The following is a 17838-nucleotide window of genomic DNA, read 5'->3' as shown; positions in this document are numbered from 1 at the left end:
GCTGGGACCGGCAGCCGCGGGGCCGTTACCGGCCTGTCGGGTTTCGGCGATGAGTTGGAGAAAGCCGACATTCGGCATCTGCTGCCATTTCGCTCGCTCCAATACGCAACTACCGGAGGAAAGCCGCCACCTGCTTCATAACTCAGGACACTAAGTCTCAATTTGAACCTCTGCACGGAACGCATTCCGCTGCCGGCCACTTCCGCATGTGCGATGAGAACGAGGTGGTGTAGTGGCGGTACGAAGCCGAATTGCATTGACGGGTTTCATCGCCACGGCCGTCACTTTCGGTCCCGGCCGGATAGCTTACGGGATTTTTCTCCCCCAGTTGAGGAACGAGTTCGGTTTCGGCACGCGTGCCGTCGGCGTCATCGCTGGTTTGGCCTTTGCCGCCTTCTTTCTTGCCCTGTTTATGACTGGCTGGCTGACGCCGCGTTTCGGACCGCGGTTGCCCGTGCTCATAGGGGGGAGTCTGGCGACGGCGGGGTTCGCCCTCACCGCCTTCGCTCCCGGCTTGATATCGATGAGCATCGGGATTGCTCTCGCTTCTGCGAGCGCTGGCTTTGCTTGGCCCCCTTTCAACGGCATGGCTGAAAAAGCGGTTGCGGAGCGGTATCAGAAACGGGTCCTGTCGATCGTCAGTACCGGAACTACATTCGGGATCATCGCCTCCGGACTTCTTCCCTGGCCGTGGCCAGCTCGGGGATGTCCTGGCGGATCGCGTGGTGGGTATTTGCTGCGATAGCGCTTGGCGTCGTTGTTGCTCCCCAGGTTCTCCTGTCGAAGCAAGACGGCTTCGCCCGGGGAGGTCGCCTCGACATGCGCAAGACGTTCGAGCGACTTCGGTGCACAGAGGCAGTGCCCCTCTACGGCCTCGCCTTTTCCTTTGGCGCGACAAATGGCACCTATTTGTCCTATTGGATCGACCACATTTCTCAGTCCGGCGGGCTGGCTGGTATCCAGATCAAACTGATCGGTCCGGTACTATTCGTGGCTTTCGGGGTGGCGGGTTGCCTGGGCCTTCTCACTGGCGATATCGCTAAAAAGACCGGTCTTCGTGTCTTGCTCTTTGCATTGTTCCTCAGCTCTGCGACGTCGCTGCTTCTCCTCGCCTTCATGCCGCAAAGCTGGCCCGGCACTCTCGTCTCCGCCGCTCTGCAAGGTGTTTGCGTTATGGCGCTCAGCGCGGTTTACTCTTTCTGGAGCGAGCATCTGTTCCCGGATATTCCGTCGACCAATTTTACCGCCGTCCTCATGCTCTATGCTTCCGGCAGCGTGGCCGCCCCACCGCTGGCAGGTCTCGTCAGCGGTGCGCTAGGACTCGATATCACACTTGCTCTCTTCGGCGCATTATCACTCGCGTCCCTACTTCTGGTGCAAAGGGTGGAAGAAATTTAGGCGGGCTCAATCCACCCACAAAGGGAACTTTACCCCACCTCCTCAAATATTGGTCACTCAGGAATCAAGGGAGCAGGCAGCCATGACCGACGCGACAACAAGAAATGGCCAGTTCTCGGGCCGGTTCGAATGGGCGGGGTTCGCCCTTGGCTTCGGCATCGGCGGCTTCTTCGACGGCATACTTTTGCATCAGATATTGCAGTGGCACCACCTGCTGAGCGGCGTTGAACAGGCGCGGCAGGATATTCGCGTTCTCATTCTGTGGGACGGCATCTTTCACGTGCTGATGTACGTCATCGCGGGCATTGGCCTTTGGCTCCTCTGGCGAGCGCGGAAAGAGTTTCCGGCTGCGGGGGCGGATCGCCGCCTATTTTCAAATGCCCTGATAGGCTTCGGCGTCTGGCATATTTTCGACAGCTTTTTCTCTCACTGGATGCTTGGCATTCATCGCATTCGCATGGACGTGGATAACCCGCTGTTCTGGGATTTGCTCTGGTTCGTGGTGTTCGGAATAGTCCCTGCGGCTATTGGCTGGATTATGCGCCGAAGCGGAACGAGCGGCAGGGGGGGCCGCGCGATGAGTTCGCCTCTTGCCCTCGTCGTAGCTGCGATCATAGCAGGCCCACTTTCCGCTCTCCCGCCCCCGGATCAGACGCAAATGGTGGTCCTTTTCCGGCCCGACATCCCCGAGCAGCAGGCCATTGCTGCCATTGTGGCGGTGGACGGCAGAATGATCGGCACTGATGCATCGGGCCAAATGTGGGCCGTCGATATGGCTTTGGGGGGCAACCCGTCCGAATTGTATAGTTATGGTGCGATCCTGGTGAGTAATGCAATGCTGCCTATCGGGTGTTTCAATTGGATCCGTGCATAGCGGCCCAACTTTTGAGCGAGGTTAAACCAGTCCAAAACTAGGTCCTGTTGACAAAGTCTTTTAGCCACCTGCGGATGGCTGCAAGGTTGAGGAAGCTTGCGAATGACAGAGCCGTTTTCTCATACCGGGTGCCGATGCGACGCATGTGCTTGAGATACCCGAACATGCGCTCGATGCGGTTGCGGTCTCTGTAACGGGAGAAGTCGCAGGGAATATGAACCTTGCGATTGGCCTTTGGCGGGATGACTGGCAAGATGCCCTGTAGCAGCAGGGCTTCTCGAACAGCATCGCCGTCGTAGCCCTTATCGGCCAGAAGTGCCTTTGGCTTGTTGACCGGCAGGGCCATGAGTTCGCCGACCGCGCCATAGTCCGAGGCTTGCCCGCCTGTCAGGACAAAGCCAAGAGGGCGTCCCTGATTGTCACAGCGGGCGTGGATTTTGCACGTAAAGCCGCCGCGTGATCGACCAAAAGCCTCCTTGTGAGTCCCCCTTTTGCGCCGGCTGCCGATACATGGCCCCGAACTGTGGTGCTGTCGATCATATGCTGCCAGTCATCGGTCAGCCCCATCTGGACCAGCGTTTCAAGGATGGCATCCCAGACGCCCTGTTCGGCCCAGCGCCGGAACCGGACATAGACAGAGTTCCACTTGCCGTAGCGCTCATGCATGTCGCGCCAGGGGCAGCCAACCCGCAGCACATGCAGCATGCCGTTGAGAAAACGCCGATTATCATGAGCAGGGCGGGATTTCCGTCCGCGCTCTGTGGGCAAGAACCCTTCGATTACTGCCCACTCTTCATCGGTCAGATCGCCGCGTGCCATCATCGCTCCCCATAAAGAGGAGTGTTGAATCAGACTTCACCTGATTTGGGAATCCACTTTGTCAACACGACCTAGATAACGAATCCTGGGGCACTCGATGCAGATAGGTGCCGCATGCGGCAATAGTGCCGTTGGGCATTGCGCATCGCCGGAACTGGCGCAACGCTTCTAACACACGACAACATATGGTCTGCGTCATGGAAGGCACGACATGAATCGTTTTGGCCTTGAACGTCTCATGGCAATGAGCGCTACAGACTGGGCGCGACATGCCAATCCTTGGAGTGGTTGGTCGAGAACTTCGATCCTGCCTCTGCTTGCCATCGCTGGATGGAGCCGCCTCTGGATCGGGTGGTGGGCGCTGCTTGCCGTTGCAGCAGTTCTCGTCTGGACATGGATGAACCCCCGCGTTTTCCCGCCACCGTCATCCATCGACAACTGGATGTCGCAGGGGGTTCTTGGCGAGCACGTGTGGCTCCAACGACCCAAGCATTCTCAATTGCTCCATCACATCCCAATAATCAGAGCTCTGACGATAGCAACGGCTACAGGCACCCTTGTCCTCTTTGCCGGCCTAGTGGTGCTGAATCTGGCGCTTACAACGACCGGACTTGCTATTGCCATGCTATCCAAGCTGTGGCTGCTGGACAGGATGGTGTGGATTTATTGGGAGAATGATCGCACGTCAGGTTGCATCCATCAGGAGGATAGCCAGGCTGCTCACGATTTAAAGTAGCTTGGAAGTCGTTTTGCTACATCGTTCCCATGGCCGACCGATCGCTGTCTAATGTGTCTGAAGGCACTCATCCGGAGACTGCGCCGAGGCGAGCGAGTAGCATCCTCGTCTCAGTCCAACGGACGTTGGCGTCGGAAGGCAGCAGGTGATCGGCATTGGAGCAATACGCTCGAACTACATGAACTCTGACACCGTCCTGTCAATTACCTCGGCCACGCCGGGGCATTTTTCCGCCGCCAGGATCAGCGCGGCACGTTCGTCCCTGCTGTGAACAACCCCGTATAGCGTCACCACGCCGTCGCGGACTCGAACCTGCACCCGCGCCTTGGAAAACCAGGGTTGCCGCTCAAGCTTGGTGAGCAAGTCTCTACTGATGTCTTCATCTCGTACACTCTGACGGCTCGGCTCCTGCTGCGCCAGTATTGCACGCAAAACATCCCTTCGGCTGAGGATTCCCACGGGCTCCTCGTCATTGACAACGATCACGCGCTGTATGCCGCGCTTCACCATCTTGGCGATGACGTCAGTCAACGCGGCCTCTTGGGACACTGTCACAAGATCTCTGGTCATGACGTGCTCAGCCCTGGAGCCGTGCGCCTTGTTGAACTCCTTTGCAGCCAAGTTTGGCCACAACTTCTGCCGCAACCAATTCCTCGCCGGCGCCGTATCGATATCTTCGCGTTCAAGCAGATCGGAGGCCGACACCAGACCTGTGAGCTTGCCACTGGCATCGACAACCGGAACCGCACTGATCCTTTGGTTGATGAGGATGTGGGCAATATCGGACACAGGGGCCGTGTCGCGGACTGTGATCAGCGGCGCGCTCATGATGTCTTTGGCAATCATCTCGATCCTTCACCTTTCCGTTTAGTCACAGTGAATGGTCTGCATGCCCGGTTCGGGCCTGGTTGTGTTGCGGGCGAGATCAAACCAGAAAACTGCGCAACAAATCAGACCGGGTCAGTATTCCCACCATCATCTCCTCATCGAGGACCGGGAACATGCGGTAGGGCCGGGCAATGAACCGCTCTGCAGCCGAAACGATATCGGTGGCCGCGTCAAGGGTCTCGGGGTTTCGTGTCATATAGCGCTCAACGTTCCCGCCCCACTGCCCGTAATAGGCGGCGTTTAGCGCAGCTTTAAAGCAATCCTTTTTGGTGAGTATCCCCACAAGCTCGCCCGAGCCATTGACCACCGGCGCTCCCGCAATGCCTTCATCCATAAGAAATCCTGCGGCAAACCCGATCTCGATTTCCGGCGAGAGCGTCCTGACATCGGTAACCATGAACTGCGCGATCGAAATCTGTCCCTTCAAGGCGCCTTCCTTCCGCTTTTTCGTCGGCACACACCGCATTCGATGCCCTCGATGCAGTCGAGGCCGCCGCACGATCCCTTGATCGGCGGGCGCCCTGCCACGACGCCCAATGCCAGGCCGCCAAACGCCAACAAAAAGACCACAAGAGTAAACAGGATCAGCATGAAGCCTCCTCAACCCAGCACATGATCGCCAATGGCCCCGACCGCAATGGTCCGAATTGCCCCACCGTCGCGCACCAGCAAAACCGCATCCAGGCCCAGCTCGATGGCCAGTGCCTGTGCCTGATCGTGCTCCATAGCCATCAGGGCCGTCGCCCAGCCATCTGCGGTTGCGGCGCTCTTGGCCACTACGGAAACCGATACCGTTCGGCCCGAAACCGGGCTCCCGGTCCGAGGATCGATGATATGACTGACCTGATGGCCATCGACGCCATAGACCTGAGCCGAAATCCCCGACGTAGCGATGGCGCTGTCGCGCAGCTTCAGCCCCATCCCCAGAGTGCCAGATGCTCCTTCAATAGCCACTTGCCAATCCCGGCCATCGGGATGTCTTCCCCGCGCGCACAGCTCGCCCCCCAGATCGAGCAAAAAGTCTCCAACACCTTGCGCCTCCAGCGCCGCGGCCATCCGGTCGAGCGCATGCCCCTTGGCGATGCCGCAAAGGTCCGCGCTCAACCCCGCATCTGACTTGCGAACCGCCACCTCGTTGATCCCAAGCCCCTCATACTGTCCCCAGGCCTCAGCATGGATGGGGCCAAAACCGTAGCGCGCGACAACAGGGCCGACGGTTGGATCGAAGGCCCCCCGGCTCTGGTGAGCGATATCGAGCCCCTTGCTCAGAACCGTCCGGAACTGATCGGAAGCGGGCAGCCAGTCCGTTGTCATGGCGCCATTGAACACGGACAGGGCGCTATTTGGCCGATAGGGAGAAAATTCAAGATCGACATCGTCGACGATTGTCTCAAGTGCCGCGCGCGCCGGTTCAATGCCGCTTGGAACCGTCAGCCGCCAATAGCTGCCAAATGCAGCCCCTCCGATCACATCGACACCAGCAGCGGCCCAGCCTGCGGTTGGGGCCAGCGAGGCGGCACCGGTAAGGGCGAGAAAACTACGGCGCGTCAGCATGGTCATATCCCGAAATCGTCGTTGAAGATGGAAGCTGGCTCGACCCCGTTTTCGTCGAGCATGGCAAATACCGCTGAGATCATCAGGGGCGGCCCACACAAATAAAACTCGCAATCATGGGGCGCCGGATGGTCCTTGAGGTAGCGATCATGCACCACCTCATGAATGAAGCCGACTGGCCCCTCCCAGCCATCCTCCGGTTGCGGCTCGGACAACGCCAGGGTCCAGGAGAAATTTTCGTGTTCTCTTGCGAGCGCATCGAACTCATCGCGATAGAAGATGTCCGCACCGCTCCGTGCGCCATACCAGAAGCTGATTTTGCGCCTGGTCCCCTTGGCGAGTTGTTCGTGGATCATGGCGCGAAGGGGCGCCATGCCGACGCCGCCGCCGATAAAGATCATTTCCTTGTCTGTGTCCTGGACCCGGAAATCGCCAAACGGGCCGGAAACTTCGACACTGTCGCCAGGTTCGAGACTGAACAGATAGGACGAGACAATACCCGGAAGAATATCGCGCGCACCGGCGGGCGGCAAGGCGAGGCGAATATTGAGCACAATCTTGCTCTTGTCTTCGGGGCGGCTTGCGACCGAATAGGCCCGATGGGTGGGCTCGGCATTGTGCACGCGCAGGTCGCGCACGCCCAGCTCGCTCCACGTGGGTTCAAACCGCGCCTCTGCCTTTAGCGCAGACAGGCCGAGGTCATAGGCGGGCGCGTCGACCTGGACATAGGCGCCGGCTGCGAAGTCGAACGCGGTGTCTCCAGGAATAGACAGAACAAGTTCACGTATAAGGGGGGCGAGGTGCCGGGTCGAAAGCACCTGCGAGGTCCACCGTTCTGCCGAAAGGATATCTTCAGCAACTTCAACGTCCAGAGGGCCACGCACGACCACCTGACAGGAGAGCCGTTGGCCCTCACGGATCCCCGAGCGGCCCAGCAGCGCCGTCTCGGTGGGCAAGGGCTCACCGCCTCCCTCGCGCAAACCGACCCGGCACTGACCGCACGTACCTCCTCCCGCACATGCGGACGGAACAGCAATTCCCGCGTCGTTGAGGGCGGTCAACAGTTTGGTGCCGGTTGTGCCGACGATCTCCCGGTTTCGGTTGACGGTGATCGCCACCGGTCTGGCCGGGGAGAGAATGGAGCGAGCTGTCATTACGACAATGGAAAGCGCGAGAATCAGCGAAACGATCAGGCCGGTTGCCAGCAGGATTTGGGTCATCAGCCTATCCCCGCGAACGCCGTAAACCCCATCGAGAGCAGGCCCGTAACAATGAAAGCCATACCGAGACCGCGCAGACCATCGGGGATGTCGGCATAATTGAGCCGCTCTCGCAGCGCGGCAAGAGCCATGATGGCCAGCGCCCAACCGACCCCACTGCCAAAGCCGAACACGACACTTTCGCCGAAATCATATCCCCGTTCCACCATGAACAGCGATCCCCCGAGGATGGCGCAGTTGACTGTAATCAGCGGCAGGTAAATCCCGAGGGCGCGATAGAGCGCTGGGACGAACCGGTCGAGAACCAGCTCGAGGATTTGCACCATCGCGGCAATGACGCCAATGAAGGCAATCAGGTTGAGGAATGTGAGATCAAAGCTGCCCAGGCCCAGAGCCACCCAGGTGTCGGGTTGAAGCAGATAGGAAAAGATAAGGAAGTTGAGGGGCACGGTGATCGTCTGGACCACAGTCAGGGCAATTCCCAAACCGACAGCCGTTTCGAGGCGTTTGGAGACGGCAAGAAACGTGCAGATGCCCAGAAAGAAGCTCAGCGCGAGGTTTTCCGCAAAGACCGATCGCAGGAAGAGGTCGATCACTTCGCTCTCTCCTTGGTTCCCGGTTCAAGATCGAAGTCAACCGGCTCCACTTGGGCAGTGCGGACCGAGCGAATGGCCCAAATCAGCAGGCCGAGGACGAAAAATGCGCTGGGCGCAAGCAGCATCAGATTGAGCGGAACAAACCAACCCCCGTCATAGATGGTAAGAAAAACCGTCTGGCCGAATAGCGTGCCGGCGCCAAACAGTTCGCGAAAAAATCCCACGATCAGCAGCACCAGCGAATAGCCCAGCCCATTTCCCAGTGCGTCGAGCATCGAGGGCGCGGGCGGATTGTGCATGGCAAACGCCTCGGCCCGGCCAAGCACCAGGCAGTTGGTGACGATCAGTCCCACAAAGATCGAAAGGCGCTGGCTCATTTCGAAGGCGAAGGCTTCAATGATCTGATCGGCTACGATCACCAGTGAGGCGATGATGGTAATCTGGACGATCAGCCGGATCGAGGTGGGAATGTGCCGCCTGATCAGCGAAATAATCGCGCTACCTGTGATCAGAACGGCGGTCAGCGCAAGGCACATGATCGCCGCTGTCGACATCGACGTTGTCACTGCGAGGGCCGAACAGATTCCAAGGATCTGCAGCGTGACAGGATTGTTGTCGATGATGGGACCGTAAAGGGTACGCAGCGCGTTCATCGCTCAAAGCTCTCCGCGCGCAAGGTTGTCGAGCACCGGACCGAACCCGTTCGGCCCCAGCCAGAAGTGCACGGCATTGGTGATACCGTTTCCGGTTCGCGTCGCCCCGGTTATCCCGTCGATCTCGAATTCGGTCGTCGCCCGACCGCGCACGACATCGAGCCGAATGTCACCCTCCGGCCCGACAAGATGCTTGCCTGGCCAGAGCGACTGCCAGGCGGGCTCCTCGATCCGTGCCCCGAGCCCGGGCGTCTCCCCCTGCTCGGTCACCGAGAAAGCGGCGACGGTGTTGAGATCGCCCTCAAGAGCAAGATTGGCCCTTATGACCGACTGATAGCCGGCGCCGGAGATGGGCAAGATAACCAGACGCAATTGCCCTGCCTCACGCAGGACGTGAATGGGCACCAGATCGGGGCGGCGACCGATTCCGGCGATGTCCTCCTCAGCGGAAAGAACCGTTGAGGTTTCCGGATCGTCGCGCGCTGCCGCGGCATCAGAAGTCTCGGGGTCAACATCTTCTGCAATTTGGCCGGTGCGCAGGTCGACCACGATCTTCTCGAGACTGTCACCGCCCGCCTCTTCGATCAGCGCCGCCATTTCGGGCATCGAGGCCAGCATTTCCTCCATCCGCGCAGCCTGTTCGGCGGCAAGGTTGGCCTGCTGGATTGGTCCAAGGATCACCGCCGCGCCCGAGACGACAACCGCGCAAACCGTAGAAACGGCAAAAGCGACAGCAAGGGTTTTGGTGCGGCTCTCATTGGGCAGGGCAAGCAGATTGCGCCAGCGCGCCACCGGGTTGAGGTCAGCCATTGCGGGGCCTCCATGACCGTTTTATTGCCGCGATGACTGCAGCATCGATAAGGGGAGCAAACAGGGAAACGACAAGCGTCGCAAAGATTATGGCTTGCGGACCATCAAAGCCCGTGTCCCGCCAGCCAAAAAGCGCCAGAAGAGCACCGGCGCCAAATCCATAGGCCCAGCGACCGATCCGGGTTGCCGAAGACGCCACAGGATCTCCGACCAGAAACACCAGGCCGAACATCAGGCTGCCCTGGGTGAAGATGAGCAACGGATCGTGTCCGAGGACGACCGAAACAAGAACCGACCCGATGATCGACGATATGACGATTTGCCAGGAGAGGATGCCAGTCGCCATCAGCAAGAGTGCCCCCGGAAGGACGGCAAAAGCGAGGAGCAGCCCTCCGGCGTCGATATCTGTTTGCGGGAAAGCGAAAAAAAGAAAGGCAAGCGTTGCCACGGCGGAATTGACGATGTTTCGCCCCCATCCACCAAACACCTGTTCGCCGATGACCGTGCCGAAACTCGCCGCGAGCACAATCTGCCAGGGGGCGAAATCGCCCGGAGCCAGGATGCCCACGGCAATTGCAGTGACAAGTGCGATCGGAGAGACCGGTTGTGCGCGAGCCCACAGAAAGACCAGTTGCCAGGCAATCACGACGATCAGTGTCAGGACCATGTGCCAGAGAGCAACCGGGCCGAATGCACCGATCGCTGCCGCAGCAGCAGGAAGCGCCGCCGCCGCGATCATCCAGGAAATCGTGTCCCGGTGCCATACGCCGGCTCTCATGCCCCCGCCTCCAGACTGTCCAGCACCATCCTCAGCCTTTGGCCAAAGTCGGTCTGCCCGCCCGTCAGATAGGTCGCCAGTGCCATATCCTCTTCGGCAAGCCAGGCGCAGCCAAGCCTTTCCGCCGCTTCCACATCGGTGATTGAAAGGGCCCGCAGCAAAGGCACCACCGGAACATTGGATCCAAGGCTTTGCTCAAGTGCTTGTGTGGGGATGAAGGGCGCCGGCTTTTGCGCCTTGCGCAGCGCTTCGACCAGCCAGTGAGATCGCGCCGGCTGACGGCGCTCGATGATGGTTACCTGTCGATCGTAACGTCCAAGAAAGGCGCTCTCGCGACCCGCAATCAGCGAGCCGGAAAGGATCGTTTTCGACCCCGGGGTCAGATCTGCCCGCGTCAGGGCATGCAGGTCAGCGCCCAGCGGGACCTGTGCGAGCCGCGGATTGCGCAGTCCCGGGCCGGACAGGGCAATGACCCGAAAGGGATCAATTCTGCCGGTCGCAAGAAGGTGACCAATGGCAATGACGTCTTGATATCCGATATGCCAAACCTTCTGCCCCTCTCGCGGCCGGAAAAGTTGAGCAATGTGGGTCCCCACCAGACCAGCCGGATGGGGACCGGAAAACCGGGCAATCTGCAATTGCTTGCTGTCTTCACCCAGCGCAAGGCCATCAGCCTGGCAGAGAAAGATCGGCCCCGCCGTCAAAAGCGCGAGAGCTGCAAGACCCCGCGAGAAGTCTTCGCGCCGTTCATCGATGATGGCGCGGGGATCGGGCGCATGGGGTGCCGTATCGATTGCGGTCACGAAGATGGCCTGGGCCTCGCCGTCAGGATCGGCGATCCGATCAAAGGGCCGTGCTCGCAGCGCCGGCCATTGGCCGCACGCTAACAACAACTCGCGCAAACCTTTTTGGGTGGATGCAATTGCCGCATCGAACTCCATGCGCCGGTCTTCGCCGTCATTGAGGATGCTGACCTCACTGAGCCTGCGACGCGCACCGAACTCGACGCGCTCGATCTCGCCTGAAACCGGAGAACAGAAAACGAGACGGGGGTTGTTGCGGGCCCTGAAGAGCGGCGTACCGATACTGACCCGCTCTGAGGGCTCGACGAGCATTTCGGCCCTGATCCCGCCGAGATCATGGCCGAGGAGCCCAACGCGCGTAACCTCCACGGCCCGGTCGACCTTAGGTTCGGGCGTACCCTTGAGGGGCACGGTCAGGCCCCGCCGCAAAGCAATTCTCATTTGACCTCACCGGTTGCAAACGCCACCATGCACGTTCAGGGACAGGCGACCTTGACCTCGATCAATCCCAAAGGCCTAGCATTTGGGCATGTTTGGCGCAAACCGAAAGGGATAGCAATGTTTGCTCTTATTCTCAGGACGGGAACGGTGCTTGCCATTCTCGGAGCATTTCCCAACGCGGCGTGGGCTCAGCAAAGCGAACCGACTGTGAGTATTGTCCAGCAATGGCTCAGCTCAGGACACGCCGATGCACAGTCCCCCTCGTTCCGTCACTGGGAGGGGGAGCAGGCGATTCCGGGAACTTGCGCCATGTGTCACTCCGGCGAAGGGTTCCGGGACTACCACGGGTTCGACGGGAGTGTCGCTGGAAGCATTGAAGGTTTGATTGCCCCAGGAGGTGTGGTTGATTGCGCCACCTGTCACAACGACGGCGCAGCAGCAATCGAGAGGGTGGAATTTCCATCAGGGATGAATATCGATCATCCCGGCTCCTCGGCTACATGCCTGAGCTGTCATCAGGGGCGGCAATCTGGTGGCGCGGTCGCAGCGGCCACAGGCGGCATCGAGGACGATACTGTTGATCCCGGCTTGGGCTTTATCAATCCCCACTACGCGGTCGCCGCCGCCACTCTCTTCGGCAGTCAGGTTGGCGGCGGCTATCAGTATCCGGGCAAGAGCTATATGACCCGGTTCCAGCATGTCGCCCGGTTTTCCACCTGTACCGACTGCCATGATCCGCACACGCTCGAAGTCCAGACCGAAACCTGTGCGCGCTGTCACGGCACCGAGTCTCCGAGGGCTATTCGCACATCCGAACCCGATTTCGATGGCGACGGCGACACCGCCACCGGCATCCACACGGAAATCGACGGATTGAAAACCATGCTTCTCGACGCCATTGAGCACTATTCGATCGAGGTCTCGGGAGAGCAAATCGCCTATGTGGAGCGCTATCCCTATTTCATGTTGGCCGAAGGAGAGGAAGGCGCCGGATCACCTTATACGGCCTGGACGCCGCGCCTTTTGCGCGCCAGCTACAATTTTGCATTCGTCACCGGCGACCCAGGCGCCTATGCGCACAATCCCCACTACGCCCTGCAACTGCTCTATGACAGCATCGTGGATCTGTCTGCAGCATCAGGAGCGGAGGTTGAAATAGGAGCGCGGCCCCGCTAGGGGTCGGCTCGAAAACTGCTGGCGTGGGTCCCCACTGCAGGTAGGCACCTGATCGCCAAAGGGGAGCCAATTCAGCAGCCTCGCTATGAAACCCGCCGCTACCAACGAGTCCGTCGACTATTTCACGCCACTTTATGCAGCTTCAGCTCGATCACCGCACAACAAGAACCGGGATAGTGCTTGTGGTCAAAACTTCGTTGGTTTGGCTGCCCAAAAGCATCTTGCGCAACCCCCGACGCCCGTGAGATGCCATCACGATGAGATCGGCACCCATCTTTTGAGCGGTTTCAACGATAGCATCTGCGGCATAGCGGTTAGGAATATGAACGGTCTCATGCTGCACACCTTCCACCTCCGCCCTCCCGGCGGCTTCGCTCAGAATGTCTTTGATGCTTTGGTGCATGGCTTCTTCATAGCTCGCAATTGTGCTAGCGCCTGCCTCAGCAAGAGCCCCGGATGCCCAAATATCCGTGACTGAAACGATGGTCACTTGAGCACCAACCGATGCGGCAAGTTTCAGGCCATGGTTCAGTCCGTGAGTTGCCATTTCAGATCCGTCGGTCGCAATGAGAATATGTTTGTACAAGGGTGCTCTCCTCTTCTTCAATATTGGTCGCGGTCACTCGAGCGAGTTCGCATTTTTCTATTCACGGTCGGCTATTTGATCGGCGAGTTCTGGTGCTCATTGCGTGCTTAGTGGCGATATCTCCAAGCTTTTGACCACAGTATCTATGTTTAGGGGAATGGCATAGACCCACCGGCTGCCTTTAATGGGGATGCGTCCTACCGCGCGCGCGCTCTCTCTCAATGCCTTCTTCAGCTTGCGAATGATGGCGGCGCGGCCCCTCTCGTCGGCAACGGATTCAAGGGCGTCGCTTATGTCGAGCAACAACTCGGCATGTTCGTTGCTGCTGTCTGGCCTGCCTATTGCATTCCGTGCCGTTGTCCTGCGTGAACCAGCTTCACGAACAATAGCGCCGCCAGGGGCCAATTCAAACGACTGATCCAGCAGGGGCGCCACAATTTTTTCAAATGGGATCAACGGTGCCAAGCGTTCGCGCAAGGCAACTAGTGCTGGAGGCTCCCCGTGCACCAAGAATAATCCGCTCCGGACCGGCAGCCGTTCCGATACCCAGGCTGCCAATTCCGGTGCATCTGCATGCCCGGAATAGATATCGAGGTAGCGGATGGTGGCAGCGACGGCGATTTCCTCTCCATGAATTCTAACCGCCTTCGCACCGTCAAGCAGCACCCGTCCAAGACTGCCCGCCGCCTGGAACCCCACCATCAAAACCGTAGCATGAGATTGCCACAACCAGTTCTTGAGCCGGTGCCTGATGCGACCGGCGTCGCACATACCGCTTGCCGAAATCACGGCATGAAATCTAGTTCGCTTGTCCAAGTCCTTGCTCTGCTCGACAGTTTCAGTGAACGTGACAAATGGCGAGTCCAGCGCATCGAGCAGTGCGCCGCCATTCTCCAGTTCGTTGGCATGCTTTCTGAACACCTCGGTGGCTTTCGTCGCCAGAGGAGAGTCGATGATGATGGGGAAAGGCTGAACCGGCCCTTGGGAGAGCCAAACCAGATCAACGAGAACTTCCTGTGTCCGCTCGACAGCAAATGAAGGGATCAGCAGCGCGCCGCCCCGAACTATCGCGTTCTCGACCTCGCTTTTAAGACTTGCGCGCCGTGCTTTTAGGGTCGAGACTCGTTCATAGCCAGTATGCGACTGCCGCTGCGAGCATGACGGCAGATAGATAGTTTCGGGCAAGCTTGTCGTATCGGGTGGCAACGCGGCGGAAATCCTTGAGCCGGCAGAACATGGCCTCGACACGCCAGCGGTCTTTGTAGCGTTTCTCGTCGTATTTGATTTTGCGCTTCCGGTTCTTGCGGCCAGGGATGACCGGGATTGTCTTCTGGTTGCGCAGAGTGGAACGAAGGCGGTTGGCATCATAGCCGCGGTCAGCAATAACTCTCTTCATGCCCATCGTGTGGGCGATGAGCAGATCGGCCCCCTTCATGTCCGAGGCATTGCCGGGCGTCAGGATGAGGCGGATCGGTCTGCCGATAACGTCGACGAGCGCATGGATCTTGGTGGTCCGGCCACCACGCGAGATGCCAATGGCATTGGTTCGCGCCCCCCTTTTCCCCCGCCTGCACAGCGATGGGCTTTGATATAGCTGCTGTCGATCTGGGCGGTTTCCGCAATCCAGCCTTGTTCGGTCAGAGCCGCGAGAATGCGTGCCCATACGCCGCGGCGACTCCAGCGGTTCCAGCGATTGTAGACTGTTGTCGAGGGGCCATACTCGGCAGGGCAATCAGCCCAGCGTCCGCCGCACTTGAGCATATGAACGATCCCCGAAATTACCCGCCGGTCATCCACTCGACGTGCTCCAGGCTGGTTCTTGGGGAGATGTGGCTCAATGGCCGCCCAAGCTGCATCACTCAACCAAAATAGTCTGCTCATCGATACCTCCGAACTCATCTAAAGCCAGAGAATCTGATTTGCAGCGTCTATTCAACAAACTGATTGGGTATGGACCCTAGGGAAGTGTCCTCTCTTTCAGTTGCTCCATAGGTACTTTCGCACAGATCGAGCACTGGGTGACAGGCCGTGGGCCGATGCAGAGCGATTGCAGGGACCTCTACAAGATCCTGCAAAATGGGGGGATGATGCCGGTGACATTACTTTTGCCGGGGGGCGGAGTAGTGTTCTTGAGGTACTTGCTGTGTTGCGCAGTCTTGAGCGACGGTGATTTTGTGACAGCCGCGCCGGGCCTTGGGCACCAATTTCGGTTCAGCGCCGTAAAAACCACCCATATGCGCCATCAATGACGACCTCTCCAAAGTCGCTGAGCTCAGGGCACAGAACTATCGGCGCTTTCGGGGCCGTTTGTAGCCTGTCGGCTTTCGGGCCGACCTAGTGGATTAACTGCCATTCGCTGGCCCTCGCGTTGTCACTCATGAGTGTCAAATGAAAGCCAATACGGGTCTACTGCGGCGCCCATACTGGCAAAGCCACGAGCCAACGCAGCTGTTCAATCAGCCTCTTCCAACTATTTCCAGACCAGCCGTCGGTAGAGGGTCGAGCGGTCGATGCCGAGAGCGCGCGCAGCGGCGGAAAGATTGCCGTTATTCTGGTCCACCGCGCGACGCATTGCGGCTTCGGTGAGACTGCCCAAATCGTTCTGGAACAGCAGAGGTGCCGCGGTGACCTGTTCGGTGAACTGGGGTAGATCGGCCAAAGTGATGGGCTGTTCTGGTTCACACAGCGCTGATAGGGCGCGCAGCGTCCCGGTCAGTTCGCGGAAATTGCCTGGCCATGGCTGGGCGGCGAGGCGGGCAAGCACCGGGGCGGGCAGCGGCGGATGGCCCGTCGCGAGCTGGGACCAGAGGCTCGAGACGACAGTGGCGCGATCGGGGAAATCACACAGGGCCGGCAGGCGGATGGTGAACTGGGCGATGCGGTAGTAGAGATCGGCGCGGAAGGTGCCTGCCTCGACCATGGCCTTGAGATCGCGATTGGTGGCGCAAACGGGCACGAAATCAGCCTTCTGCGCGGTGCCGCCGCCCAGTGGCACGACTTCCTTGTCCTGCAAGACGCGCAGGAGGCGCGACTGCAGCAAGAGCGGCATGTCGCCGATTTCATCGAGGAAGAGAATGCCGCCCTCGGCTTGTTGCACCAGGCCAATGGCGCCCTGCTTGCGGGCGCCGGTGAAGGCGCCGGGCTGGTAGCCGAAGAGTTCGGATTCGATCAGGCTCTCGGGCAGTGCAGCACAGTTGATGGCGACAAAGGGCTTGCCGGCGCGCTGGGTGAGGCCATGCAGGTAGCGGGCGAAGACTTCCTTGCCGGCACCGGTTTCCCCAGCGATGAGCAGGGGGATTTCGGCATTGACCAGGCGGATGGCCTTGGCGAGATCGGCGCGGGTTTCGGGAGTGAGAAAAGGCGCTGGCTCGCCCGACTTGGCGACGCGCGGCAGGGTGCCGGTGACGCGCAGCGGCGACTTGCGCGGCTCGGACACGGCGGCAAAGAAGCGCTCGCCATTGCGGGCGCGCAGTTCGCCGCGCTGTGTGGCGAGCGCCGCGGTTTCAAAGATTTCCTCGGCGGTGGACTGGCGCTGCGCCTTGCGGTCGAGCCCGACGAGATGGAGCGCGCGACGATTGCCGGCGATCAAACGCCCGCCATCAAAGACCAGAATGCCTTCGCGGGCGGTGCCCAGGAGATCAGCGGCACGGTGGAAGCGCACCACGGTCATGTCATCGAAGCCGCGGGCGAAGAAGCGATGTTCGATCTGCTCGACGGCGAGGCGCACCAGGCCCATGGCATGGGTGTGCTCAGCCGAGGCATGGCCGGAGAGATCGAGCACGCCAGCGAGCTTCCCGAAAGGGTCGAAAATGGGCGATGCGGCGCAATGCAGGATACCATGTGGTTCGAAGAAGTGTTCTCCCCCATGCACCTCGATGGCGCGACGTTCGGCGAGAGCCGTGCCGATGGCATTGGTGCCAGTGGCAGTTTCGGACCAGGTGACGCCGGGGCGGAGCGCCACTTCGGCGGCGCGGCCGGCGAATTCGGGGCTTCCCGTGGTATCGAGCACGAGGCCCTTGGCATCGGTGAGGATGACGACACTGTCGGTAAGCCGCGCTTCGGTGCGCAGCGACACCAGTTCAGAGCGCGAGAGGAGGCGTAAGGTCTCGTTCTGCTCATGCAAGGCGCGAAGCTCGGGTGCGGTGACCGGTTCGGCATGAATGACCGCCGAGGCATCGAGGCCCTGTTGTGCGCAGCGCTGCCAGGACCGCAATATGGGCGCAGGCACCAGGCCCTCAGGTAGATCGTGCCCAGAAAAGAAACGCTCGCGCGCGGCTACCAAGGCAGCATCGGACGCCTGTTGCATGGCTCTCTCCCTACCAGTTGTGGCAGTTTGCAACAGGTGTTGCATCGGCCATCGCGTCTGGTTGTTGCAAAGTGTTGCATCCGAATTCGCACCGCGTCCACCCCTGCTTGGTGCCACAAGAATTCCCTAACAGCTTCAACAGGTTGATATCATCTGGCACGCCGGTTGCAATGACGGTGGCATCCAAGAACAAGGGAGGA

The 17838-nt window shown here is 59.7% G+C and carries 19 protein-coding genes and 1 pseudogene; 5 read left to right on the top strand and 15 right to left on the bottom strand.

The genetic code is table 11. The annotated features are described in order from the left end of the window. The first annotated feature begins 232 nt into the window (after positions 1-232). From OF122_RS19755 to OF122_RS07105, 3 genes are all read left to right on the top strand, one after another. Complete coding sequence (locus tag OF122_RS19755; protein ID WP_408636317.1) at positions 233-745, top strand: MFS transporter; 513 nt, start codon at positions 233-235, stop codon at positions 743-745. Beyond that, positions 706-1398 (top strand): MFS transporter, encoded by a 693-nt coding sequence (locus tag OF122_RS07110; RefSeq protein WP_264227087.1) that lies wholly within the window; start codon positions 706-708, stop codon positions 1396-1398. The genes OF122_RS19755 and OF122_RS07110 overlap by 40 nt, the downstream gene beginning before the upstream one ends. Before the next feature lie 82 nt (positions 1399-1480). Then, positions 1481-2272 carry a DUF2243 domain-containing protein gene (locus tag OF122_RS07105; RefSeq protein ID WP_264227086.1) on the top strand — a complete coding sequence of 264 codons (792 nt, stop codon included), beginning with the start codon at positions 1481-1483 and terminating at the stop codon, positions 2270-2272. A 37-nt stretch (positions 2273-2309) separates the two neighbouring features. On the opposite strand, the pseudogene OF122_RS07100 reads toward OF122_RS07105, so the two are convergent. Beyond that, positions 2310-3091 (bottom strand): annotated as a pseudogene (locus OF122_RS07100) (IS5 family transposase). Between the two features lie 211 nt (positions 3092-3302). On the opposite strand from OF122_RS07100, the gene OF122_RS07095 reads away from it, so the two are divergent. Then, the gene (locus OF122_RS07095) at positions 3303-3827 is read left to right on the top strand and encodes a DUF6653 family protein (RefSeq protein WP_264227085.1); all 525 of its coding nucleotides are present in this window, start codon (positions 3303-3305) and stop codon (positions 3825-3827) included. A 174-nt stretch (positions 3828-4001) separates the two neighbouring features. Here OF122_RS07095 and OF122_RS07090 read toward each other — a convergent pair whose 3' ends face one another. From OF122_RS07090 to OF122_RS07045, 10 genes are all read right to left on the bottom strand, one after another. Then, the gene (locus OF122_RS07090; protein WP_264227084.1) at positions 4002-4673 is read right to left on the bottom strand and encodes a CBS domain-containing protein; all 672 of its coding nucleotides are present in this window, start codon (positions 4671-4673) and stop codon (positions 4002-4004) included. Between the two features lie 79 nt (positions 4674-4752). Continuing rightward, on the bottom strand, positions 4753-5142 hold the full coding sequence (locus OF122_RS07085) for a CBS domain-containing protein (protein WP_264227083.1): 390 nt from the start codon (positions 5140-5142) through the stop codon (positions 4753-4755). Next, positions 5139-5306 carry a hypothetical protein gene (locus tag OF122_RS07080; protein ID WP_264224543.1) on the bottom strand — a complete coding sequence of 56 codons (168 nt, stop codon included), beginning with the start codon at positions 5304-5306 and terminating at the stop codon, positions 5139-5141. The genes OF122_RS07085 and OF122_RS07080 overlap by 4 nt, the downstream gene beginning before the upstream one ends. Positions 5307-5315: 9 nt before the next feature. After that, positions 5316-6269, bottom strand: a complete 954-nt coding sequence (locus tag OF122_RS07075) for an FAD:protein FMN transferase (protein ID WP_264227082.1) — start codon at positions 6267-6269, stop codon at positions 5316-5318. 2 nt (positions 6270-6271) lie between these two features. After that, on the bottom strand, positions 6272-7489 hold the full coding sequence (nqrF, locus tag OF122_RS07070) for an NADH:ubiquinone reductase (Na(+)-transporting) subunit F (protein ID WP_264224541.1): 1218 nt from the start codon (positions 7487-7489) through the stop codon (positions 6272-6274). Then, positions 7489-8085 carry an NADH:ubiquinone reductase (Na(+)-transporting) subunit E gene (nqrE, locus tag OF122_RS07065; RefSeq protein ID WP_264224540.1) on the bottom strand — a complete coding sequence of 199 codons (597 nt, stop codon included), beginning with the start codon at positions 8083-8085 and terminating at the stop codon, positions 7489-7491. Before nqrE ends, nqrF begins: the two co-directional genes overlap by 1 nt. After that, the gene (locus tag OF122_RS07060; protein WP_264224539.1) at positions 8082-8738 is read right to left on the bottom strand and encodes an NADH:ubiquinone reductase (Na(+)-transporting) subunit D; all 657 of its coding nucleotides are present in this window, start codon (positions 8736-8738) and stop codon (positions 8082-8084) included. Before OF122_RS07060 ends, nqrE begins: the two co-directional genes overlap by 4 nt. Before the next feature lie 3 nt (positions 8739-8741). Beyond that, a complete protein-coding gene (nqrC, locus tag OF122_RS07055) occupies positions 8742-9548 on the bottom strand; it encodes an NADH:ubiquinone reductase (Na(+)-transporting) subunit C (protein ID WP_264224538.1) in 807 nt (268 codons plus the stop codon). Then, entirely contained in the window at positions 9541-10326 is a 786-nt protein-coding gene (locus OF122_RS07050; RefSeq protein ID WP_264224537.1) for an RnfABCDGE type electron transport complex subunit D, read from the bottom strand. The genes nqrC and OF122_RS07050 overlap by 8 nt, the downstream gene beginning before the upstream one ends. After that, positions 10323-11570 carry a hypothetical protein gene (locus OF122_RS07045; RefSeq protein WP_264224536.1) on the bottom strand — a complete coding sequence of 416 codons (1248 nt, stop codon included), beginning with the start codon at positions 11568-11570 and terminating at the stop codon, positions 10323-10325. Before OF122_RS07045 ends, OF122_RS07050 begins: the two co-directional genes overlap by 4 nt. A 117-nt stretch (positions 11571-11687) precedes the next feature. Between OF122_RS07045 and OF122_RS07040 the strand changes: the two genes are divergently transcribed. After that, positions 11688-12746, top strand: coding sequence for a cytochrome c3 family protein (locus OF122_RS07040; protein ID WP_264227081.1), 1059 nt, complete (start codon positions 11688-11690; stop codon positions 12744-12746). 151 nt (positions 12747-12897) lie between these two features. Here OF122_RS07040 and OF122_RS07035 read toward each other — a convergent pair whose 3' ends face one another. The 4 genes from OF122_RS07035 to OF122_RS07020 form a co-directional block, all read right to left on the bottom strand. After that, positions 12898-13332, bottom strand: a complete 435-nt coding sequence (locus tag OF122_RS07035) for a universal stress protein (protein ID WP_264227080.1) — start codon at positions 13330-13332, stop codon at positions 12898-12900. Positions 13333-13428: 96 nt separating this feature from the next. Continuing rightward, positions 13429-14517, bottom strand: a complete 1089-nt coding sequence (locus tag OF122_RS07030) for an MBL fold metallo-hydrolase (RefSeq protein WP_264227079.1) — start codon at positions 14515-14517, stop codon at positions 13429-13431. Further along, a protein-coding gene (locus tag OF122_RS07025; protein ID WP_408636240.1) for an IS5 family transposase occupies positions 14459-15213 on the bottom strand; the annotation gives its coding sequence in 2 pieces (ribosomal slippage) (positions 14459-14869 and positions 14872-15213; 753 coding nt in all). Before OF122_RS07025 ends, OF122_RS07030 begins: the two co-directional genes overlap by 59 nt. A gap of 589 nt (positions 15214-15802) precedes the next feature. After that, entirely contained in the window at positions 15803-17638 is a 1836-nt protein-coding gene (locus tag OF122_RS07020) for a sigma-54-dependent Fis family transcriptional regulator (RefSeq protein ID WP_264227078.1), read from the bottom strand. Positions 17639-17838: the final 200 nt, after the last annotated feature.

Origin of the sequence: Pelagibacterium flavum (assembly GCF_025854335.1) — a bacterium.
Lineage (GTDB): Bacteria > Pseudomonadota > Alphaproteobacteria > Rhizobiales > Devosiaceae > Pelagibacterium > Pelagibacterium flavum.
The sequence above is the reverse complement of the archived record's forward strand: the minus strand, read 5'-3'. Positions and strand labels throughout refer to the sequence as shown.